The 18555-nt window shown below is 53.4% G+C and carries 17 protein-coding genes, 2 tRNA genes and 1 pseudogene; 13 read left to right on the forward strand and 7 right to left on the reverse strand.

Annotated elements, in window-relative coordinates; all coding sequences use genetic code 11:
• Nucleotides 1-5: 5 nt before the first annotated feature.
• From PORUE0001_RS01780 to uvrB, 7 genes are all read left to right on the forward strand, one after another.
• Complete coding sequence (locus PORUE0001_RS01780) at nucleotides 6-677, forward strand: hypothetical protein (RefSeq protein WP_007364768.1); 672 nt, start codon at nucleotides 6-8, stop codon at nucleotides 675-677.
• A 6-nt stretch (nucleotides 678-683) separates the two neighbouring features.
• Complete coding sequence (locus PORUE0001_RS01785) at nucleotides 684-1718, forward strand: DUF4857 domain-containing protein (RefSeq protein WP_007364722.1); 1035 nt, start codon at nucleotides 684-686, stop codon at nucleotides 1716-1718.
• A gap of 474 nt (nucleotides 1719-2192) precedes the next feature.
• Nucleotides 2193-2630, forward strand: a complete 438-nt coding sequence (locus PORUE0001_RS01790; protein WP_007364730.1) for a DUF5606 domain-containing protein — start codon at nucleotides 2193-2195, stop codon at nucleotides 2628-2630.
• Between the two features lie 62 nt (nucleotides 2631-2692).
• On the forward strand, nucleotides 2693-3883 hold the full coding sequence (gene kbl, locus PORUE0001_RS01795) for a glycine C-acetyltransferase (protein ID WP_007364764.1): 1191 nt from the start codon (nucleotides 2693-2695) through the stop codon (nucleotides 3881-3883).
• Nucleotides 3884-4026: 143 nt separating this feature from the next.
• Complete coding sequence (locus tag PORUE0001_RS01800) at nucleotides 4027-5238, forward strand: 4-phosphoerythronate dehydrogenase (RefSeq protein ID WP_007364767.1); 1212 nt, start codon at nucleotides 4027-4029, stop codon at nucleotides 5236-5238.
• 744 nt (nucleotides 5239-5982) lie between these two features.
• Complete coding sequence (locus PORUE0001_RS01805; RefSeq protein WP_007364721.1) at nucleotides 5983-6732, forward strand: hypothetical protein; 750 nt, start codon at nucleotides 5983-5985, stop codon at nucleotides 6730-6732.
• Nucleotides 6733-6748: 16 nt separating this feature from the next.
• On the forward strand, nucleotides 6749-8782 hold the full coding sequence (uvrB, locus tag PORUE0001_RS01810; RefSeq protein ID WP_007364729.1) for an excinuclease ABC subunit UvrB: 2034 nt from the start codon (nucleotides 6749-6751) through the stop codon (nucleotides 8780-8782).
• A gap of 4 nt (nucleotides 8783-8786) precedes the next feature.
• On the opposite strand, the gene folB is transcribed toward uvrB, so the two are convergent.
• The 6 genes from folB to PORUE0001_RS01840 form a co-directional block, all read right to left on the reverse strand.
• Nucleotides 8787-9161, reverse strand: coding sequence for a dihydroneopterin aldolase (gene folB, locus PORUE0001_RS01815; protein ID WP_007364716.1), 375 nt, complete (start codon nucleotides 9159-9161; stop codon nucleotides 8787-8789).
• Nucleotides 9162-9186: 25 nt separating this feature from the next.
• Nucleotides 9187-10422: an L-serine ammonia-lyase gene (locus PORUE0001_RS01820; RefSeq protein WP_039865297.1), complete on the reverse strand. Its 1236-nt coding sequence runs from the start codon at nucleotides 10420-10422 to the stop codon at nucleotides 9187-9189.
• A 611-nt stretch (nucleotides 10423-11033) separates the two neighbouring features.
• Entirely contained in the window at nucleotides 11034-11906 is an 873-nt protein-coding gene (gene rfbA, locus PORUE0001_RS01825) for a glucose-1-phosphate thymidylyltransferase RfbA (RefSeq protein WP_007364757.1), read from the reverse strand.
• Between the two features lie 11 nt (nucleotides 11907-11917).
• The gene (locus PORUE0001_RS01830) at nucleotides 11918-12916 is read right to left on the reverse strand and encodes a DUF5106 domain-containing protein (protein WP_007364744.1); all 999 of its coding nucleotides are present in this window, start codon (nucleotides 12914-12916) and stop codon (nucleotides 11918-11920) included.
• 101 nt (nucleotides 12917-13017) lie between these two features.
• Entirely contained in the window at nucleotides 13018-13695 is a 678-nt protein-coding gene (locus PORUE0001_RS01835) for an OmpA family protein (protein WP_007364709.1), read from the reverse strand.
• A gap of 62 nt (nucleotides 13696-13757) precedes the next feature.
• A complete protein-coding gene (locus PORUE0001_RS01840) occupies nucleotides 13758-14741 on the reverse strand; it encodes a dihydroorotate dehydrogenase-like protein (protein ID WP_007364759.1) in 984 nt (327 codons plus the stop codon).
• 113 nt (nucleotides 14742-14854) lie between these two features.
• On the opposite strand from PORUE0001_RS01840, the gene PORUE0001_RS01845 reads away from it, so the two are divergent.
• The 6 genes from PORUE0001_RS01845 to PORUE0001_RS01870 all read left to right on the forward strand — a co-directional run bounded on the left by PORUE0001_RS01845 (nucleotide 14855) and on the right by PORUE0001_RS01870 (nucleotide 18228).
• Nucleotides 14855-14927 (forward strand) — tRNA-Phe (locus tag PORUE0001_RS01845).
• Between the two features lie 395 nt (nucleotides 14928-15322).
• A complete protein-coding gene (locus PORUE0001_RS01850; protein ID WP_100067359.1) occupies nucleotides 15323-16393 on the forward strand; it encodes an endonuclease/exonuclease/phosphatase family protein in 1071 nt (356 codons plus the stop codon).
• A 44-nt stretch (nucleotides 16394-16437) separates the two neighbouring features.
• Entirely contained in the window at nucleotides 16438-16986 is a 549-nt protein-coding gene (locus tag PORUE0001_RS01855; RefSeq protein ID WP_007364750.1) for an RNA polymerase sigma factor, read from the forward strand.
• An 85-nt stretch (nucleotides 16987-17071) separates the two neighbouring features.
• Complete coding sequence (locus PORUE0001_RS01860) at nucleotides 17072-17518, forward strand: hypothetical protein (protein ID WP_007364713.1); 447 nt, start codon at nucleotides 17072-17074, stop codon at nucleotides 17516-17518.
• A 25-nt stretch (nucleotides 17519-17543) separates the two neighbouring features.
• A complete protein-coding gene (locus tag PORUE0001_RS01865; protein WP_007364741.1) occupies nucleotides 17544-18017 on the forward strand; it encodes a hypothetical protein in 474 nt (157 codons plus the stop codon).
• Nucleotides 18018-18153: 136 nt separating this feature from the next.
• Nucleotides 18154-18228, forward strand: a tRNA-Pro gene (locus tag PORUE0001_RS01870).
• Nucleotides 18229-18323: 95 nt separating this feature from the next.
• Here PORUE0001_RS01870 and PORUE0001_RS01875 read toward each other — a convergent pair.
• Nucleotides 18324-18555: pseudogene (locus tag PORUE0001_RS01875) on the reverse strand (hypothetical protein); the annotation flags it as partial.

The raw sequence follows: 18555 nt of genomic DNA on the forward strand, positions 1-18555 counted from the left end.
TCTATATGTTTACCTCCATAATATATAAGGAGTGGCTCAAGCTCCGACTATACGCACTGCTATCGACACTCGTCGCACTAGCCGTACCGCTCTACGGCGTCATACGCATACATCGAGCCATCGCCCTACAAGGCGCTGACCATATCTGGCTCGTGATGATACAGAAGGGAGTAGTCTTCGTAGAGAGTATGCGCTACGTACCCCTTATCTTAGGCTTGCTCTGCGCCATCGCTCAGTTTGCGCCAGAGCTCTCTCGTCGTAGTCTCAAGCTCACCCTGCACCTGCCTCAGTCACCACTCCGCTCGACCTACCAGATGCTCGCCTGCGGGGTGACACTACTACTATGGCACACCTTATTATATATAGGTGTCCTCTTCATCGGACTGCAAGGGCTCTTAGCTTACGAACTCCTCGCCTACGTCCTCTCCGCCACATTGCCCTGGATCTTGGCGGGCTTCCTCGGCTACCTCCTGATGAGTTGGATACTCCTAGAGCCCACTTGGCGTAGACGCATCCTCTACACCCTAGTCGCTGTACTCTTGATACGCATTAACTTCATCTCCCCCACAGCAGGAGCTTACGCGCCCTTCCTGCCTACGCTACTTATCTACACCATCCTCTCCTCGACACTGGTGTGGCTCTCTGTGAGCCGCTTCAAAGAGGGACGACAAGACTAGACTACTATGAAGCGCATAGCCACAATACTCCTATACATCACCGTCGCACTACTCATCATCTGGCAGATCCCCTGGTGGTACAACTACCTCCGAGCCGATGCGAGCCGTGAGCCATTCACCATCTACAGTCAGCTCCTAGGCGACTTCATCATCACAGATCACGACGAGGGTACGATGAGCTACCGTAGTGGTCAGGGTATGCAGTATAGTCGTGAGGAGGTCGACAGCCTACTCCCCACCTTCTACTACCGTCAGCTCCTGACCGATGGTCGCCTCCCCGACACGCTCTATGGAGAGGCTGTGACCCCGCAGCTTATACAGCGGGGAGCAGTCACCTTCCGCTGTTCGCCACGCACTCTCGCTGCGCCTGCCGTGGCGCTCTACCCACTCCTTGAGAGCGCCTCACGGAGGGTCAAGCTGGAGATGCCCACCGATCTCTTTCGCATCACAGGGCAAGCGATCGAGTTCGTCGATATGAAGAGCAATCAGACCGACAAGGCGAAAAGTGCTCTCTATACGAAGCTCTTTCAGGAGAAAGGCTTCGCCTTCCCCGCCCAGTGCGTAGCAGGCAATGCCACTGCGCAAAAGGAATATGACAACGGCTACCTCCTCATTGACCAGCGTGGCAAACTCTTTCACCTCAAGCAAATGGCTGGAAAGCCCTACCTGCGGGCTATTGACCTGCCCGAAGGCGTGGAGGCTGCCCAGGCCTTCGTCTGGGAGCTACCGAGTCGCCGACACATCGGTCTCATCTCAACCCGAGATCATCAGCTCTATCTGATCGAGCGTGAGGGCTATCGCTCCTGTCGCCTAGAGATCCCCTCATGGGATCCGCTCCGTGAGGATCTCACCATCATCGGCAACGACCTAGACAGCTACACGCTCAAGGTCTCCACAGCCGATGTCACAAGCTACTACGCACTAGACGCGACGAACTACACGCTACTGAGCACACTACAAGTAGATCACCCCGAGCGAACCATCCCCGGGCTGCACTTCACCTCGCGCCTAGACAGCTGGGTGAAGCCGAGACTAGACTAACCACTGCTATGGGGTCGTCGGGAGGATGAGACGGGACGACTTCATCAGTGGCACTATCAAGGAAATCAAGAAATTCCTCCGTGGAGATCTGCGAATCTTCATGGAGGAATAAAAAAATTCTTCGGAACTTTGATTTCTTTCTTCCGAAGTTTCATTTCATTCTTCCGAACTTTTATTTCCCGGTTCCGTGGAGAATTTTCGTTTTCTCCCTGGAGATTTGCGATTTCCTCGGTAGAGGAGCTGGGTGGTGGCTTGGCGGTTAGCGGTTGGCTGTTGGCCGTTAGCACTAGTGGCTCTAGTGCTCCTAGTGGCACTAGTGAAGCTAGGATCTCTAACTTCTAGCCTCTAGCTTCTAATCTCTAACTTCTAACCTCTATCCTCTAACTTCTAACCTCTATCCTCTAATCTCTAATTTCGTATCTTTGCAGATAGATATAATGAGAGCCTTGGGGCTTTCGCCACATAGTATAGTTTATGCTCAAAGAAATCTTATCCATCTCAGGCAAGCCAGGACTCTTTAAGCTCCTGACCCACACCAAGAATAGTATCATCGTCGAGGATCTAGAGACGAAGCGTCGTATCCCCGCTTACGCCTCCGATCGTGTCGTATCGCTAGGCGATATATCAATCTACACGACGACCGAGGAGACGCCACTGCGCGTGATCCTGCAGACACTCCTTGACAAGTACGAGGGCAAGCCCATAGACCTCAAGAGCCTTAGTGGCAAGGAGGCTTACTTTGACCTCTTTGCAGAGGTGCTCCCTGAGTACGACCGCCAGCGTGTCCACGACAACGATATCAAGAAGATCTTCCGCTGGTACAATATCCTCGTTGAGACGGATCATACCGACTTCTCGGAGCCTGCGCCTGAGGAGACTAGCGAGGCTAGCGAGACGCCCGCTGAGGAGTAAGAGACCTATCGAGCCACGCTTGGCTCACCCACTCTTGTCTAATAACTTTACCACATAATATCATGTACAAAGAACTGAAGAACTTCCTCACCAAGGAGATCCAGGACACTAAGGATGCGGGTCTCTACAAGGAGGAGCGCATTATCATCACCCCTCAGACGGCTGCCATCAAGGTACAGGGGGGTAAGGATGTCTTGAACTTCTGCGCTAACAACTATCTAGGTCTATCTGACAATCCTCGCCTCATCAAGGCTGCTAAGGATATGATGGACTCGCACGGATACGGCATGAGTAGCGTACGCTTCATCTGCGGTACGCAAGATATCCACAAGCAGCTCGAGCAGGCTATCGCTCACTACTTCCACACGGAGGATGCGATCCTCTACGCTGCTTGCTTTGATGCCAATGGCGGTGTCTTCGAGCCTCTCTTTGGCCCAGAGGATGCGATCATTAGCGACTCGCTGAACCACGCTTCCATCATCGATGGTGTACGCCTCTGCAAGGCTAAGCGCTATCGCTACGCTAATGCCAATATGGAGGAGCTCGAGAAGTGCCTTCAGGAGGCTCAGGAGCAGCGCTTCCGCATCATCGTCACGGACGGTGTCTTCAGTATGGACGGCAACGTAGCTCCTATGGACAAGATCTGCGACCTCGCTGACAAGTACGATGCGCTCGTCATGGTCGATGAGTGCCACTCGGCTGGTGTCGTCGGCAAGACGGGTCGTGGTGTCGCTGAGGCGTTTGACTGCTTCGACCGTATCGACATCCACACGGGTACGCTGGGCAAGGCTTTCGGCGGTGCTATCGGTGGCTTTACGGCTGGTCCTAAGGAGATCATTGAGATGCTACGTCAGCGCTCTAGACCTTACCTCTTCTCTAACTCACTGCCCCCCGCAGTCGTCGGTGCTGGTCTTGAGGTCTTCAAGATGCTGGAGGAGGATGACTCGCTGCACACCAAGCTAATGGAGAATGTCAAGTACTTCCGTGATAAGATGCTCGCTGCGGGCTTTGATATCAAGCCTACACAGAGCGCTATCTGTGCCGTGATGCTCTACGACGCTCCCCTATCTCAGCGCTACGCTGCTCGTCTTCTCGAGGAGGGTATCTATGTGACTGGCTTCTACTATCCAGTCGTACCGAAGGGCGAGGCTCGTATCCGTGTACAGCTCTCAGCAGCTCACGAGCGTGAGCACCTTGACAAGGCGATCGCTGCCTTTATCAAGATTGGCAAAGAGCTCGGTGTGATCAAGTAGAGACTGTTGCAAAAGTCTCAAGTAATTGCAGCGCTTAGCAAAGCATAACTAACAACGAAGGTGACTAGACGCTATCCCATCACATAGGGAGTGCAGGTCTAGTCACCTTCCTCTTTATATTAAGCTGTTAAACTACCCTATATATGTCCCTGCGAATAGTTGTAGATAGTTCTATCCCCTACATGGCCGACGGTATGCCCCTCGGAGTCGAGGCGCACTACTTGCCGAGCGGCGAGATAACGGCCGAAGCGGTTGCCGATGCCGATGCGCTGATGATCCGTAGCGTGACGCACTGTGACCGAGCACTACTGGAGGGTAGCGCTGTTCGTCTGATCACCTCGGCGACAGCGGGCTTTGACCATATAGATACCGACTACTGCCGTGAGGCTGGCATTCGTTGGTACAATGCTCCTGGGTGCAACGCTGCTTCCGTAGCGCAATATGTCCTGACGGCGATCGCTCGTATCGCCTTAGAGCAGGGTTTGGCACCTGAGGATATAACGCTCGGCATCATCGGTACGGGACATACAGGCGGACGGATCTATCAGCGTGCCAAAGCGCTCGGCATGCGGACGCTCCTCTACGATCCGCCTCTCGTGGCGGCTTACGATGAGCACCCTGACTGGCAGAGCTATCTGGAGGAGTTGGACAGCAAAGGGCTCCCACGCCCCTACCTTGCGGAGGCTATGCCAGCTCTACGAGGTAGCTACGTAGAGCTAGAGACGCTCCTCTCATCAGCTACGATCATTACCTGCCACGTGCCTCTGACCAAGGGGGGCGCATACCCAACTTATCACTTAGTCAACGAAGCTTTCTTGCGAAGTGCTCAGCAACGACCTTGGTTGATCAACGCTTGTCGTGGAGCTGTCGTGGATACCGCAGCACTGGTACGAGCGATAGACGACAAGGCGGTCTCAGGAGCCGTGATCGACTGCTGGGAGGGCGAGCCACACATAGCGCAGGCACTACTAGACCGTGTCTTCATCGGCACACCACACATTGCAGGCTTCTCGGTACATGGTAAGGCGCAAGGCGCTGTGCAGAGTTTGCGTCACCTGTGCGACTTCTTTGATCTCAGTGAGGAGCGCATAGCGCTGGCACACCCTCGACCCTTGGCGGAGCCAACCCTAGATCTCTCGGGGTGCGAGCCGTGGCAGATGCCTTGGCGTGCGATGCTTCACACGCTTGACTTGCCAGCTATCATGCGCCGACTGGTCGCCACGCCCGACACCTTCGAGCAGCAACGCGTTCACTACCAGCACCCCTACGAGCCACGCGACTACACCGTGCGAGGCGTCCCCGCCTCCGTCCGTCCTGCGCTCGCTACGCTTGGCTTCGTCGTGAGCAACAATTAACTAATAGACAGAGCCGTGGCACTCTGAAACAACCAGCTCTATAGTTTGGACAGATTGTTGTGTTGTTCCTCTTTGCGTACTGTCAGACTATGTCTAGGCTATAGGCGCATCTTGAGTACACTAGAGAGCAGCCTCCATTGTCATCCATATTACCTTTGCACTGTCTTTTGAGATCCAGAGTGTCACAACATCTATTTCACTCTTTCAGTAGCCTATCCCCTACGAACTACTAGACTACACCGAGCAAGGCATGCGGAGACTGTTGCAAAAGTCAACAGTCTCACAATCTTGCTTGCAAGATTGTCTTGACTTTGCAGAAAGGATGAAGCGCAAGGCGCTGAGGGTGAGGTCTGAAGGGAGCATACCTCCGTATGTGACCGAAGCCGAATCCCGAAAGCAACACAGCGATTCGCCTTTATGCAACAGTCTCATACGGGGCGTTGTCGCTTCGCATAAGGTTTTGTATCTTTGGGGATGTAAGGGCTCGGGAAGCGACTGAGACCGTTTGAGACTGTTGCAAAAGTCAACAGTCTCACAATCTTGCTTGCAGGATTGTCCTGACTTTGCAGAAAGGATGAAGCGCAAGGCGCTGAGGGTGAGGTCTGAAGGGAGCATACCTCCGTATGTAACCGAAGCCGAATTCCTAAAGCAATACAGCGATTCGCCTTTATGCAACAGTCTCCGTTGGCAGGTGGCAGTCATAGCACGGGTCGTTTCGTTAATCCTTAGACAGATAATAATCGTATGAGACAAAGACAGATATTGGGACTTTTGCTCTTCGTACTCCTCTTAGGAGCTGGGAGTAGCTGGGCACAGACGGTAGACCAAAAGCAGGTCTACGAAGCTTATGTGAAGCGTGACGTCAACAGCTGGAAGCGGGTCATAGACCGTATGCACGCTGAGCCAAATAAGAGCTACGCACGCATTGCTGAGTTGGTCGAGTATGAGTATGGCTACATCGCCGAGTGCATCCTGCGCGATAGAAATAGCGAGGCGGAGCAATACCTCAAGCGCTACAAAGCACATGTGGACTATCTCATCGAGTGCGACTACAAGACCGCCGAGATGACCGCCTATCTATCGGCTTACTACACTTATCGCATCGGCATATCGTGGCTCCGAGCAGCTCTCGTGGGCAATAAGAGCATCAGTCTGATGAATCGCTCGATCAAGATGGACAAGCAAAACGCCATCGGCCTGATCCAGCGAGGCAATGCGCAGTACTTCGCACCAGCTTTCTTCAAGGGAGATGCGAAGAAGGGTGCTATTGACTACTTTCTTCGAGCAGAGCGTGCGATGGTTTCGCAGGGCAAGAGCAAGGGGTCGTGGCTTTACTTGAGTCTCCTAATCCAGATTGCCGAGTGCTACGTAGGTGTCGGCGAGCAGACGCAGGCAGAGGCATGGTATCGCAAGGTTATATCCCTAGAGCCTCGGCTGACTTGGGCTCTCGACAGTAAGTACCTAGAGAGCAAGCAGAAGCACGGACAGCAATAGAGCAAAGTAGGGTGCTATGTCCTTCCAATTAACCTCAAAGTATAAGCCGACGGGCGACCAGCCAGAGGCTATTGCTCAGCTCTCGCAGGGGGTACGTGATGGGTTGCCTCATCAGACGCTCCTCGGTGTGACAGGCTCGGGCAAGACCTTTACCATCGCCAATGTGATCCAGCAGGTGGATCGACCGACGCTGGTCATTAGCCACAACAAGACGTTGGCAGCTCAGCTGTACAGCGAGTTCAAGGCCTTCTTTCCCAACAATGCGGTGGAATACTTCGTCTCCTACTACGACTACTACCAGCCAGAGGCTTATCTGATCAATACGGATACCTATATAGAGAAGGACATGGCGATCAATGCGGAGCTGGACAAACTGCGCCTACGTGCTACCGCTTCGCTGCTCTCGGGTCGTCGCGACGTGATTGTGGTCGCCTCGGTCTCCTGCATCTACGGTATGGCCAATCCGAATGACTTTGAGAATAAGATCATCAAGCTGGAGGTGGGCATGCAGATCGAGCGGGATGCGCTGATGCGACGCCTGGCGGAGTCTTACTATGTCAACAATAAAGCGGACTTCGTGAGTGGTTCCTTTCGGGTGAAGGGAGATACGATCGATATCTTTCCCGCCATTGAGTCCTTTGAGGGAGTGGCTTACCGCATCGAACTGTGGGACGAGGAGATCGATCGGATCACCATCATTGACCCTATCTCGGCGGAGAGCCAGGGAACGCTGGACAATCTACGCATCTACCCCGCCAACCTCTTTGTAACAACCGAGGAGCAGACGCAACGTGCTATCGTGGAGATCAAAAAGGATCTGGGCGACCGCACGGCCGAGCTGGAGCGCGAGGGTCATCTCTTTGAGGCGAAGCGACTCTATGAGCGGGTCTCCTATGACTTGGAAATGATTAAGGCGGTGGGCTACTGCTCGGGCATTGAGAACTACTCGCGCTATTTCGATGGTCGCAAGCCGGGCGAGCGTCCCTTCTGCTTGATGGACTACTTCCCCGATGACTACCTACTGGTCATTGATGAGAGCCACGTGTCAATACCGCAGATACGAGCGATGTATGGCGGAGACAGGGCGCGCAAGACCACTTTGGTGGAGTATGGCTTTCGTCTGCCAGCGGCTTTGGACAATAGACCGCTGGAGTTTAGCGAGTTTGTCAATCTGACGAACCAAGTGATCTACGTCAGCGCCACGCCGGCCGACTACGAGCTCAACATGAGCGAGGGAGTAGTGGTCGAGCAGGTGATACGTCCTACGGGACTGCTGGACCCGCCCATCGAGATACGACCCACGGAGCATCAGGTGGACGATCTGATGGAGGAGATCGTCATACGCACGGAGCGCAACGAGCGGACGCTCGTCACGACCCTGACGAAGCGTATGGCGGAGGAGCTGAGCGACTACCTCATACGAGCGGGCATCAAGTGCGCCTACATACACAGCGATGTGGACACGCTGGAGCGTATCCAGATTATGGACAGTCTGCGTGAAGGCGCTTACGATGTTTTGGTCGGAGTCAATCTCTTACGTGAGGGGCTAGACTTTCCCGAGGTCTCGCTCGTTGCTATACTGGATGCGGACAAGGAGGGCTTCCTCCGCTCGCACCGTTCGCTCACCCAGACGGCTGGGCGTGCCGCCCGCAATGTGCACGGGCTGGTCATCTTCTATGCGGACAGCATCACCGACAGTATGCAGGCGACCATCGACGAGACCAACCGCCGCCGTGCTAAGCAGATAGCCTACAATGAGGAGCATCACATCACCCCGACGCAGGTGGTGAGCAAGCGAACGAATGCGCTCTCGCAGGAGGGCTATGTAACAACAAAATCCTCGGCACAAGCCGAAGCTTATGTCGAGGAAGAGATAGCTGTCGCCTCGCCTGTCGCTGAGTACCTCACGCAGGACAAGCTCCCAGAGCTGATTGAGCAGGTGCGCAAGCAGATGTATGCCGCCGCCAAGGAGCTCAACTTCGTCGAAGCTGCACGTCTACGTGACGAGATGTACGCACTGCAGAGTCGCCTAGAGGATCAAAAGAAGTAACCCGTTACTTGTTGTCTTCACGGCTAGCTGCGAGCGTGACGCTGGCAGCTTCGATGATACCTGCGATGGGTGGGATCGCTTTCTGGATGGTTATCTCGCAACTATCCACCAGTTTGTAGTTAGTTAGGATCTCCTTTAGTATCTGTCCAGCGACATACTCAAGGAGGTTGTCTCGCGAGTGGCCTATCTTGTCTGCGACCACATTGTAGAGGTCCGCGTAGCTCACTGCATCGGCCACATCGTCGCTCTGAACCGCCTGAGAGGCATCGTAAGTAGCCGTGAGATTGACAATATATCTATTGCCCAGCACCTGCTCCTCGGGGAGCGCTCCTATGTAGGAGTAGAAGTGTGCATTGACTATCCGAATGGTTGCTTTCATAAGCGCATGAGATGGGTAATAAGACTTAGTCCTCGATGAGGATCTTGCCACCGTACTTCTCGTGGAGGAGTGCAAGTCCACCTTCAGCCGTCTCCTTGTAGAGGCTCGGCAGGTCCTTGCCCGTCTGGTGCATCGCTGCGACCACCTGATCAAAGCTCACACGGTGACGACCATCGGTAAAGTTAGCATAAGTATTCGCATCCAGCGCACGACTAGCCGCAAAGGCATTGCGCTCGATACAGGGGATCTGCACCAGTCCGCAGACAGGATCACAAGTAAGCCCCAGGTGATGCTCCAAGCCCATCTCGGCCGCATACTCGATCTGATGGAGCGTCCCGCCGAAGAGCTGACTAGCCGCAGCTGCAGCCATAGCGCAGGCGACACCCACCTCGCCCTGACAACCTACCTCAGCACCACTGATTGAGGCGTTCGTACGCACCACATTGGCAAAAAGTCCTGCCGTCGCCAAGGCACGCAGGATACGTTCATCACGGAAGCTGCGTGTCTCCTGTAGGTAAAGGAGTACTGCTGGCATCACACCACACGAACCACACGTAGGAGCCGTGACGACCCGTCCACCAGCAGCGTTTTGCTCACTCACCGCCAAGGCATAGGAGTAGACCATACCACGCGTCTTGACACTATCCTTGTAACTCAGAGACTTGACCAACGTATCGGCTGCTTTACGACGCAAGCGCAGACCACCTGGCAGGACACCCTCAGCAGCCAAGCCCTCATGGACACTCTGCTTCATCACCTCCCAGACCTCTGCGAGGTAGTCCCATATGTCGGGTCCCTCGCAACTCTCTACATACTCCCAGTACGAGAGCCCCCGCTGGTCCAGGTACTCTATAATATCAGCCATCGTGGAGAGTTCGTAGACAGGCGTGGTGACCTGCTCGTTGAAGCTCTCGTTGGCGAGCGTACCGCCACCGATGCTGTAAACCTTAAATTCCTTAAGCTCCTTGCCCTCCTTGTCAAAAGCGACAAACCTCATCCCATTGGGGTGAAAGGTGAGCTCCACACGAGGCTCCCAGAGTATTGTCGTCGGGTGAACAGGGTTGAGCACAGATAGTATCGCTTGGTCGGTCATGTGCCCCTTGCCAGTAGCAGCGAGGCTCCCGTAGAGGGTCACCTCGATACGATCCACAGGCAACTCCTTAATCTGTGTCAGAAACATCTTCGAAGCTCTCATAGGAGCTATCGTATGACTACTGCTCGGTCCGTGACCGATCTTATATATTTGCTTGATAGAGTCCATCATAGTTGTTAGGTGTGTAATCTATTTAGCGGTCAAAGGTACAAAAAAGAGGTTAGAAGCTAGAGATTAGAGGTTAGAAGCTAGAGGTTAGAGATTAGAAGCTAGAGGGGACTCCGATAGCTCCGATCACTCTGATGGCTCCGATCTCTTCTCCCTCTAATCTCTAACCTCTAATTTCTAACCTCTAATCTCTAATCTCTAATCTTCCACCTCCGAGGAAATCAAAAATTTCTTCGGAGGTTTTTTTGATTCTTCACGGAGGAACAAAAAAATTCTTCGGAACTTTGATTTGCTTCTTCCGAAGTTTCATTTCATTCTTCCGAACTTTTATATCCCGGTTCCGTGGAGAATTTTCGTTTGCTCCGTGGTGGATTCCGATTTCCTCGGTAGAGATCCAAATCTTTGCGAATTTTCGACAGCTTAGAGCACAGGATCCATATCGTGCCTGCCTTGGAACTGAGGAGTTCCTGCCTTGGAACCTAAGAGTTCCCGCCTTGAAACTGAGAAGTTCCAAGGTGGATTTTTTTCGCAACCCCTATGTATAACAAAATCAGCACGCTACGAAGCTTCGTGCGTGCTGACAGTTTGCATTCTTATGACAGTCTATTCGGCTACGCCTTAATGCTGGCGAGGTACTGGCCGTAGGTGCTACCTCGTTGTTGATCGGCAGCGACTTGTAGCTGTGCGAGCGTGATCCAACCCTGATGAAAGGCTATCTCCTCCAGACAGGCTATCACCAGTCCCTGACGCTTCTGTATGACACTGACATAGTTGGTCGCCTCCATGAGCGCCTCATGAGTACCCGTATCGAGCCATGCGAAGCCACGTCCGAGGGATATGACGGAGAGCTGCTGTTGCTGCAGGTAGTAGTCATTGACCGCTGTAATCTCTAGCTCCCCACGCTCCGAGGGAGTGATGCTTTGCGCCACTTGGACCACATCATTAGGATAGAAGTAGAGCCCCACGACGGCTAGATTGCTCTTGGGGTGCTGAGGCTTCTCCTCTATGTCTGTAGGCTTGCCAGTATCATCTAGGCAAACGACTCCATAGCGCGTCGGATCAGAGACGGGATAGCCGAAGATGGTGGCGAGGCGATGCTGGGTGACGTTGTCACGAGCTGCGGCTAGTTGTGCTGCAAAGCTAGCTCCGTGAAAGAGGTTGTCACCCAAGACCATACAGACATCGTCCGTGCCGATGAACTCTCGTCCTATAATGAAGGCTTGCGCCAAGCCCTCGGGACGAGGCTGCTCAGCATACGTTAGCTCAATACCGTAAGCGGAGCCATCGCCTAGGAGGCGCTCAAAGCTCGGCAGGTCTTGTGGCGTGCTGATGATCAGTATCTCACGAATGCCCGCTAGCATGAGCGTAGAGAGCGGATAGTAGATCATCGGCTTGTCGTAGACAGGGAGTAGCTGCTTGCTGACCGACTTGGTCAGTGGGTAGAGTCTGCTACCCGTACCGCCTGCTAGTATGATACCCTTCATAGAGTCATAGATTAAAGTGTAGAAACGTAGTGCCTGACCTCAGCAAGCGAAGCCTCCCGCTGTAGTACGACCCCATCTGACGAGATGACATATATGACTGGCGTGACAGCTAGGTCATAGAGCGACTTCTCGAGGAGACGCAGATCAGCATTGAAGGCGGGCGTACCAAAGGGTGGTAGCGCCGAGAGCCCTTGCTCCCACTCGCTACGCTCGTAGACGAGCGAGACGTAGAGTATATCTACCTTGCCAGCTTGATAAGCACGCTGTAGTATCTGGTCGTGAGCCACTTCCTCTAGTAGATGCGTACAGCGATCACAGCCAGGGGTGTAGAAGATGACCACCTTGGGCTTGCTACGTAGTGCGTAGAGCGTTGTGTCGGCAAAAGTGTACCCCTCAGCTGCTGACTGTGCCAGGGTGATGACAAAGTCCGAAGCGGGCGTGCCGACTCGGTTTTGCGACACGATCGAGAGCATATCCTTGTAGACCACTTGATCCACATACTCTACCTGTGGTGCCGTGGTGGCCCACTGCAGTGCTTGGATATAGAGGTTGTGATTCTTCAGCGGTGATCCGCTCTCATAGAGGTACTTGGTGTAGAGCCTTAGCGCCTCGCTCAGCGCTTTGCCACGCATCAGTTTCAGCGGGCGGAGTAGATCCTCCTGGGTGACACTTCCTGCGGGCATGTTGCTATATACATATAGGTAGTCCACAAGTCCCTGCTCCATAGCTGCGGAGTCAACGACCTGCTCCATAGCAGCCTCTGGCCAGCGGTCGAAGAAGTGCGTCAGGGCATACTGCGCCCGCTGTAGTGGCTCCCGCACATTCTCGGGGATCTCTACCATCGGATAAGGCTGCGCTGTCACTGTGCGGGTGTGCGTCGTGTCCACGACTTCGAAGGAAGTCTCCAGTGGTACAGGGGTCTGAGCATGTCGCTTGCCTGTAGCACTGCAGGAGAAGAGAGCTAGGGTGAGCAATAGGGTCGTAGAGACCAATTGTAGGAAGTGAGGCATATAGCTCTTGCTAGGAATGGGGTGGTAAGGGAGTAAAAAAAGAAACGCATCACGCCCTGAGAGAAAGAGGTCAAGTGCGTGATGCGTTTGGGGAGGAGAGGCTACTTCAGCGTACCTGCCTTAGCCTCTTCGATCATCTTCTGGCTAGGTAGGATGAAGACCTCTACACGACGGTTCTTGCGCTTACCCTCAGCGGTTGCGTTCGTGTCGACAGGCTCATGGCTACCACGTCCCTCGTACTTCATACGTGTAGAGGAGACACCCTGACCCTCAAGGAAGTCGCGTACGCTCTTAGCGCGATCACGTGAGAGCGGATCATTGATGCGATCATTGCCCGAGCTATCGGTGTGACCGATGATCTCTAGGACGGTATCATGGTTCTTATTTAGGTTGTCTGCAAACTTACGCAGATCATTGCGTGAAGAAGAGCTTAGCGTACTCGAGCTGGTGTTGAAGAGTAGACCGCTGTCGAAGACCACCTTGATAGCCTGTCCGTCATTGACGGACTCCACCTGGGTACCCTCGGGTAGTTGTTGCTCGAGCTCCTTCTTCTGCTTGTCCATACGGTTGCCGATGAGAGCACCAGCAGCACCGCCTACGACGGCGCCGATAGCAGCTCCAGCTCCTGTATTGCCTGCAACCTTGCCGATACCAGCACCAAGGCCAGCACCGACAGCTGTTCCAGCACCAGCACCGAGGAGTGTGCCGTTTAGCTCCCCACAACTAGATAGGGAGAGAGCCACGGCTACGATGCCCGCTGTGATAGATAGTTTGTTCATGATTACTGTGATATTTGAGTTAGTAAATATATCGTTAGTATGTATGTGTCTCAGCTTTGACCTTATGCCTTACTGCTGAAGTAACGCATAAACTGTGAGCGCATGTAGAGCTCTTGGTCAGACTGCTTAGAGGCGTTGAGATTACCTCTAAATTCATCAATAGACCTATATCCATGCTGAGTCATCCACTGTGTGAGCTCCTCAAGCATCTTCGTCAGATAGGATGCTCCGTGCTGATAAAGTGCGGAGACAACCTGTACGGAGCTAGCCCCAACGAGGAGACTCTTGACCACGCCAGCATAGTCCATGACGCCACCCGAGGCTGAGACCGCGAGCTGAGGGAGCTTGCCAGTGAGGAGCCCCGTATACTTCAGCGTGTTGTACAGTTCGTGGCCCGTCGAGATGACAGGTCCCTGGACGATCTCTAGGGTCTCTATATTGATATCGGTCTGCCAGCTCTTGTTAAAGCAGGTCAAGCCTTTGACACCGCTCTTGACCAGCTCCTGTGCTAGGTAAAGGATATTGGTAAAGCGGTCTGAAATCTTGAAGACGACGGGTATCTGGACGGTACGGGTGATCGAGATAGCTAGATCTACGAGCTCCTGCTCTAGGTCACTGCCACGCTGTGCGGGGTCCGTCTCGATACGCATCACGTTGAGCTCGAGTGCATCTGCGCCAGCCTCCTGTATGCTCTGGGCAAAAGCCTCCCACTCGCCACCGCGGTAGCAGTTGACACTGGCGATGACAGGGATGTCGATAGCCTGCTTAGCCTCACGGATTAGGTCTAGGTACTTCTCTACCTCATGCTGACGCGTGTAGTGTAGCATATAGTCCAGCCCCTCTGGATAAGAGGTGGCCATCTCAGCCTCAGCTTGTAGAGCCGTCGCTTCTATCTGCTCCTCAAAGAGCGACTTAAGTATGACTGCGCCTGCACCAGCCTGTGCTAACGCTTTAATCTGCTGGAGTGAGGCTGTGAGGCCCGAGCTACCAGCTATGATCGGATTGCGGAGGGCGATACCTCCGTAGTGTGATGTCAAGTCCACCATGCTATTTGTGCTATGTTACTACTCGCAAAGATACAAAATAAGCTTGATTGCGCCATCGTTTGGTCAATTCAAAAAGTTGTCGTACCTTTGCATCACCAAAACGCAGAAAAGACGGTGCCATAGCTCAGTTGGTAGAGCAAAGGACTGAAAATCCTTGTGTCCCCGGTTCGATTCCTGGTGGCACCACTCTGATACGATTTTGAGACCTCGCATAAACCTATTGCGAGGTCTTTTTTTTGTGTGCTTTTCGGTCAACAGATCTACCTCCTGACGTGACCTCGCTAGTGAGATCGCACCTTCTGTCGTTGCCTTAACTGAAGCTTTATAGAGACTGTTGCACAAAGGCGAATCGCGGTGTTGCTTTCGGGATTCGGCTTCGGTCACATACGGAGGTATGCTCCCTTCAGACCTCACCCTTAGCGCCTTGCGCTTCATCCTTTCTGCAAAGCCAGAACAATCTTGCGAGCAAGATTGTGAGACTGTTGACTTTTGCAACAGTCTCTTATAGGTAAGGTCTTGGGTAATCCGACATTTATCAGTACTTTTGTGAAAGCGTACTCTAATACTTGAACGATTAACTTATGACACATAGCATGCACTATAGTAGATGGGCTTGGCTGATCGGCCTGCTCTCGCTCTCCTTCGGAGTCATATATGCACAGCACAGCGCTGCACCTCAGCGGGTGACGGTCGCATTCTATAACTTGGAGAACCTCTTTGACACGATCAATCAGGAGAACAATGACGAGGAGTTTCTCCCCGAGGGAGCCAATCGCTGGACGCCCGAGCGCTACCAGCACAAGCTCCGCAACATGTCTCACGTGATCTCACTCATCGGTGGCAATGGCCCTGCAATCATTGGGGTGGCCGAGATAGAGAATAGAGGCGTCCTCGAGGATCTGATCGCCCAGGAGTCGCTACGAGACAAGCACTACAATATCGTACACTACGACTCACCTGACCTACGTGGCATAGACTGTGCTATACTCTACCAACCAGATGTGTACAAGGTCTTTGCATCAGGCGCTAGAGCTGTCGTGATACCTAACGAACCGTGGATCAAGACGAGAGATGTGGTCTACGCCTCGGGGCTCATCGATGGCGAGATCGTCCATGTCCTCGTGGGGCACTGGCCCTCACGTAGCGGTGGTGAGGCGGTCTCCCTAAATCGTCGTATGGCTGCAGCTAAGACGATGCGGAGCGTGGCGGACTCACTCTATACGCTCTTCCCTGGGAGCAAAGTGATCATGATGGGAGACTTCAACGATGACCCTATCAGCCCCAGTGTACGTGACGGACTAGGCATACAAAAGAGTCCTGATGGACTAAAGGCTTCGGACTACTACACCCCTATGCTACAACTATACAATAAAGGCATGGGGACGCTCGCTTATCGTGACGTGTGGAATCTCTTTGACATCATTGCGGTCAATGGCGAGCTCATCGGTAGCAACCCCACGACCTGGCAACTATACCGTGACCCCGAGACGACCGACATGGGCTTTATCTTCAAGCAGCCCTTTATGATCCAGCAGAGTGGCCAGTACAAGGGCTACACACTCCGCACTTTCGTCGGCGGGCAGTGGCAAGGAGGCTACTCAGACCACTTCCCCGTATATGTCTACCTCGTCAAGGGGGTGGCAGCGAAGTAGCTCCACACCTCTGTCGCAATAGACCTTACGTAGTCTCCTGTAGCATGACCGAAGATGAACTGCAAGAGCAGATTATGAAGCCTGAGACACGTGCCGTCGCCTTTACGAAAGCGGTGCAGATGTATCAGGAGAAGCTCTACTGGTTGATCCGTCGCATCGTCAGACAGCATGACGATGCGGACGATGTGCTACAGGAGACCTTTCTGAAGGCGTGGCAAAACCTTGGCTCTTTCAGAGGAGAGGCGAAGCTTTACACCTGGATCTATCGTATTGCACTCTTTGAGGCGATCAACTATAACAAAAAGAAGAAGCGCATCACGGACAACGAATACGCTGTCAGCGAAGATACTAGCTATCTCCTAGAGAGTGCCGTTGCTGACCCGTACTTCGATGGAGACAAGGGCGAACTGATCTTACAGCAAGCCCTTGACACGCTTCCTCCGAAGCAACGACAGGTCTTTGAGATGCGCTACTTCGATGAGATACCTTATCGAGAGATGGCTGCCATCACAGACACTTCGGAGGGAGCCCTCAAAGCTTCGTACCATCATGCTGTCAAGAAAATTCAGCAGTATGTCTCCGAGATGAATTAAACTTACCAAGCCCATCTGTATCCAATAAGGTGTAAGAGGAGACCTCTCTGCGAGGTCGCACTGGACTATACACATACAACATCTCATGCCTACACCTTCAGAAGACTTAATCCGTCAGATCCCCTCGCTCTCGGAGCGACTAGCGCATTACCGTGTGCCTGAGGGCTACTTTGATGATCTATCTACTCGTATCCTATCGCAGATACCGCTTGATGAGCCTGTGACTGGGGATCAGTGCGACGGCACCCCTAGCACGCGTCGGCGCTCTAGGCTCTGGGTGCGGCTACGTCCGTGGGTTGCTGTTGCCGCAGCGTTGATCGCTGTGGTAGCTCTATGGAGCGTATGGCGGGGAGATGTCCAGGAGCCTCTTCGCTCTGACAATGAGGTAGCCAGCTCTGTCTATGATCTCAGTGTGACCCCACTCACCGATGCCGAGTATGCAGACTACCTTTACGAGACTTGTGTAGATATCCTCCTAGATGATTACGCTATAGGAGAGACTATGGGGGCACTCTCTGAGGATGAGATATAAACGATGACAAACACCTAGACACGATATGACACGACGCAAGCTTTACCACCTGCTATGGATACTCCTTCCCATGCTACTTCTGCCCGATTTCCTCGTAGCACAACAGTCTCGCAGTGAGACGGACGGTCGCCGGAGAGAGGAGCTGGTCAAGCTACGTAAAGATTTCTTCGCTCAGGAGCTAGGGCTTACAGCTGACGAGGCTACTTACCTAGACCGCATCCTACGAGAGGCTGACAAGAAGCGGATACCGCTATGGCGTGAGCTCCGAGAGCAATACGAGCTAACGAAGAGCGAGGCGCTATCAGAGTCGCAGGCTACTAAGTGCCTCCAGCGTGAGCAGCAAATCAAGTCTCAGCTGGCGGAGATAGACGAGCAGACCATCATCGTGCTACGCAAGCAGATACCCGCACGCAAGCTAGTCAACTATCTACAAGTGCAGCGAGAGTTCGCTCGAAAGTATATCAAGCGCAACCAGCTCTACCGCTCAGACCGGCGGTAGCTTAGCCCATTTACAAGCACAGTCGTGTGTATTTGCTCGGCTAGGCGCTTGTTTATTCAATTAAATGTCGTATCTTTGCACCACGATCGGCACGAGAAGGGAATTTGCTCTCTTGTATTACGCCAATCAGAAGCTTCGGGGTGTAGCGCAGTCCGGTTAGCGCACCTGCTTTGGGAGCAGGGGGTCCCAGGTTCGAATCCTGGTACCCCGACTAAGAAGCTAAAACGACAGCTAAAACGACAATAGAGTGGCTTTGGTCACTCTATTGTCGTTTTTACTAATAGCCTAATACCCCGAAGAGGAGTATCACAAGATCAGGTAGATGGCGACGGCGACAGGGAGCGGGCCATCAATGGTGTAGCGGACCCGTGAGTCGTAGTCGTAGCGCTTGTCACCACCATAGATGCGAGTGCCGTCCCACGTGGCGATGACTCGAGAGTCGTAGTCGTAGCGCTTATCACCGCTGTAGAGGCGGGTGCCGTCCCACGTGGCAAGGACTCGCGAGTCGTAGTCGTAGCGCTTGGTCACCGCTGTAGAG

This window comes from Porphyromonas uenonis 60-3, assembly GCF_000174775.1.
Taxonomy (GTDB): domain Bacteria; phylum Bacteroidota; class Bacteroidia; order Bacteroidales; family Porphyromonadaceae; genus Porphyromonas; species Porphyromonas uenonis_A.

What these genes read in the sequence shown, in the direction of transcription:
- PORUE0001_RS01780 (WP_007364768.1), top strand. Translation starts at nt 6, where the DNA reads ATGTTTACCTCCATAATATATAAGGAGTGGCTCAAGCTCCGACTATAC.
- PORUE0001_RS01785 (WP_007364722.1), top strand. Translation starts at nt 684, where the DNA reads ATGAAGCGCATAGCCACAATACTCCTATACATCACCGTCGCACTACTC.
- PORUE0001_RS01790 (WP_007364730.1), top strand. Translation starts at nt 2,193, where the DNA reads ATGCTCAAAGAAATCTTATCCATCTCAGGCAAGCCAGGACTCTTTAAG.
- kbl (WP_007364764.1), top strand. Translation starts at nt 2,693, where the DNA reads ATGTACAAAGAACTGAAGAACTTCCTCACCAAGGAGATCCAGGACACT.
- PORUE0001_RS01800 (WP_007364767.1), top strand. Translation starts at nt 4,027, where the DNA reads ATGTCCCTGCGAATAGTTGTAGATAGTTCTATCCCCTACATGGCCGAC.
- PORUE0001_RS01805 (WP_007364721.1), top strand. Translation starts at nt 5,983, where the DNA reads ATGAGACAAAGACAGATATTGGGACTTTTGCTCTTCGTACTCCTCTTA.
- uvrB (WP_007364729.1), top strand. Translation starts at nt 6,749, where the DNA reads ATGTCCTTCCAATTAACCTCAAAGTATAAGCCGACGGGCGACCAGCCA.
- folB (WP_007364716.1), bottom strand. Translation starts at nt 9,161, where the DNA reads ATGAAAGCAACCATTCGGATAGTCAATGCACACTTCTACTCCTACATA.
- PORUE0001_RS01820 (WP_039865297.1), bottom strand. Translation starts at nt 10,422, where the DNA reads ATGGACTCTATCAAGCAAATATATAAGATCGGTCACGGACCGAGCAGT.
- rfbA (WP_007364757.1), bottom strand. Translation starts at nt 11,906, where the DNA reads ATGAAGGGTATCATACTAGCAGGCGGTACGGGTAGCAGACTCTACCCA.
- PORUE0001_RS01830 (WP_007364744.1), bottom strand. Translation starts at nt 12,916, where the DNA reads ATGCCTCACTTCCTACAATTGGTCTCTACGACCCTATTGCTCACCCTA.
- PORUE0001_RS01835 (WP_007364709.1), bottom strand. Translation starts at nt 13,695, where the DNA reads ATGAACAAACTATCTATCACAGCGGGCATCGTAGCCGTGGCTCTCTCC.
- PORUE0001_RS01840 (WP_007364759.1), bottom strand. Translation starts at nt 14,741, where the DNA reads ATGGTGGACTTGACATCACACTACGGAGGTATCGCCCTCCGCAATCCG.
- PORUE0001_RS01850 (WP_100067359.1), top strand. Translation starts at nt 15,323, where the DNA reads ATGACACATAGCATGCACTATAGTAGATGGGCTTGGCTGATCGGCCTG.
- PORUE0001_RS01855 (WP_007364750.1), top strand. Translation starts at nt 16,438, where the DNA reads ATGACCGAAGATGAACTGCAAGAGCAGATTATGAAGCCTGAGACACGT.
- PORUE0001_RS01860 (WP_007364713.1), top strand. Translation starts at nt 17,072, where the DNA reads ATGCCTACACCTTCAGAAGACTTAATCCGTCAGATCCCCTCGCTCTCG.
- PORUE0001_RS01865 (WP_007364741.1), top strand. Translation starts at nt 17,544, where the DNA reads ATGACACGACGCAAGCTTTACCACCTGCTATGGATACTCCTTCCCATG.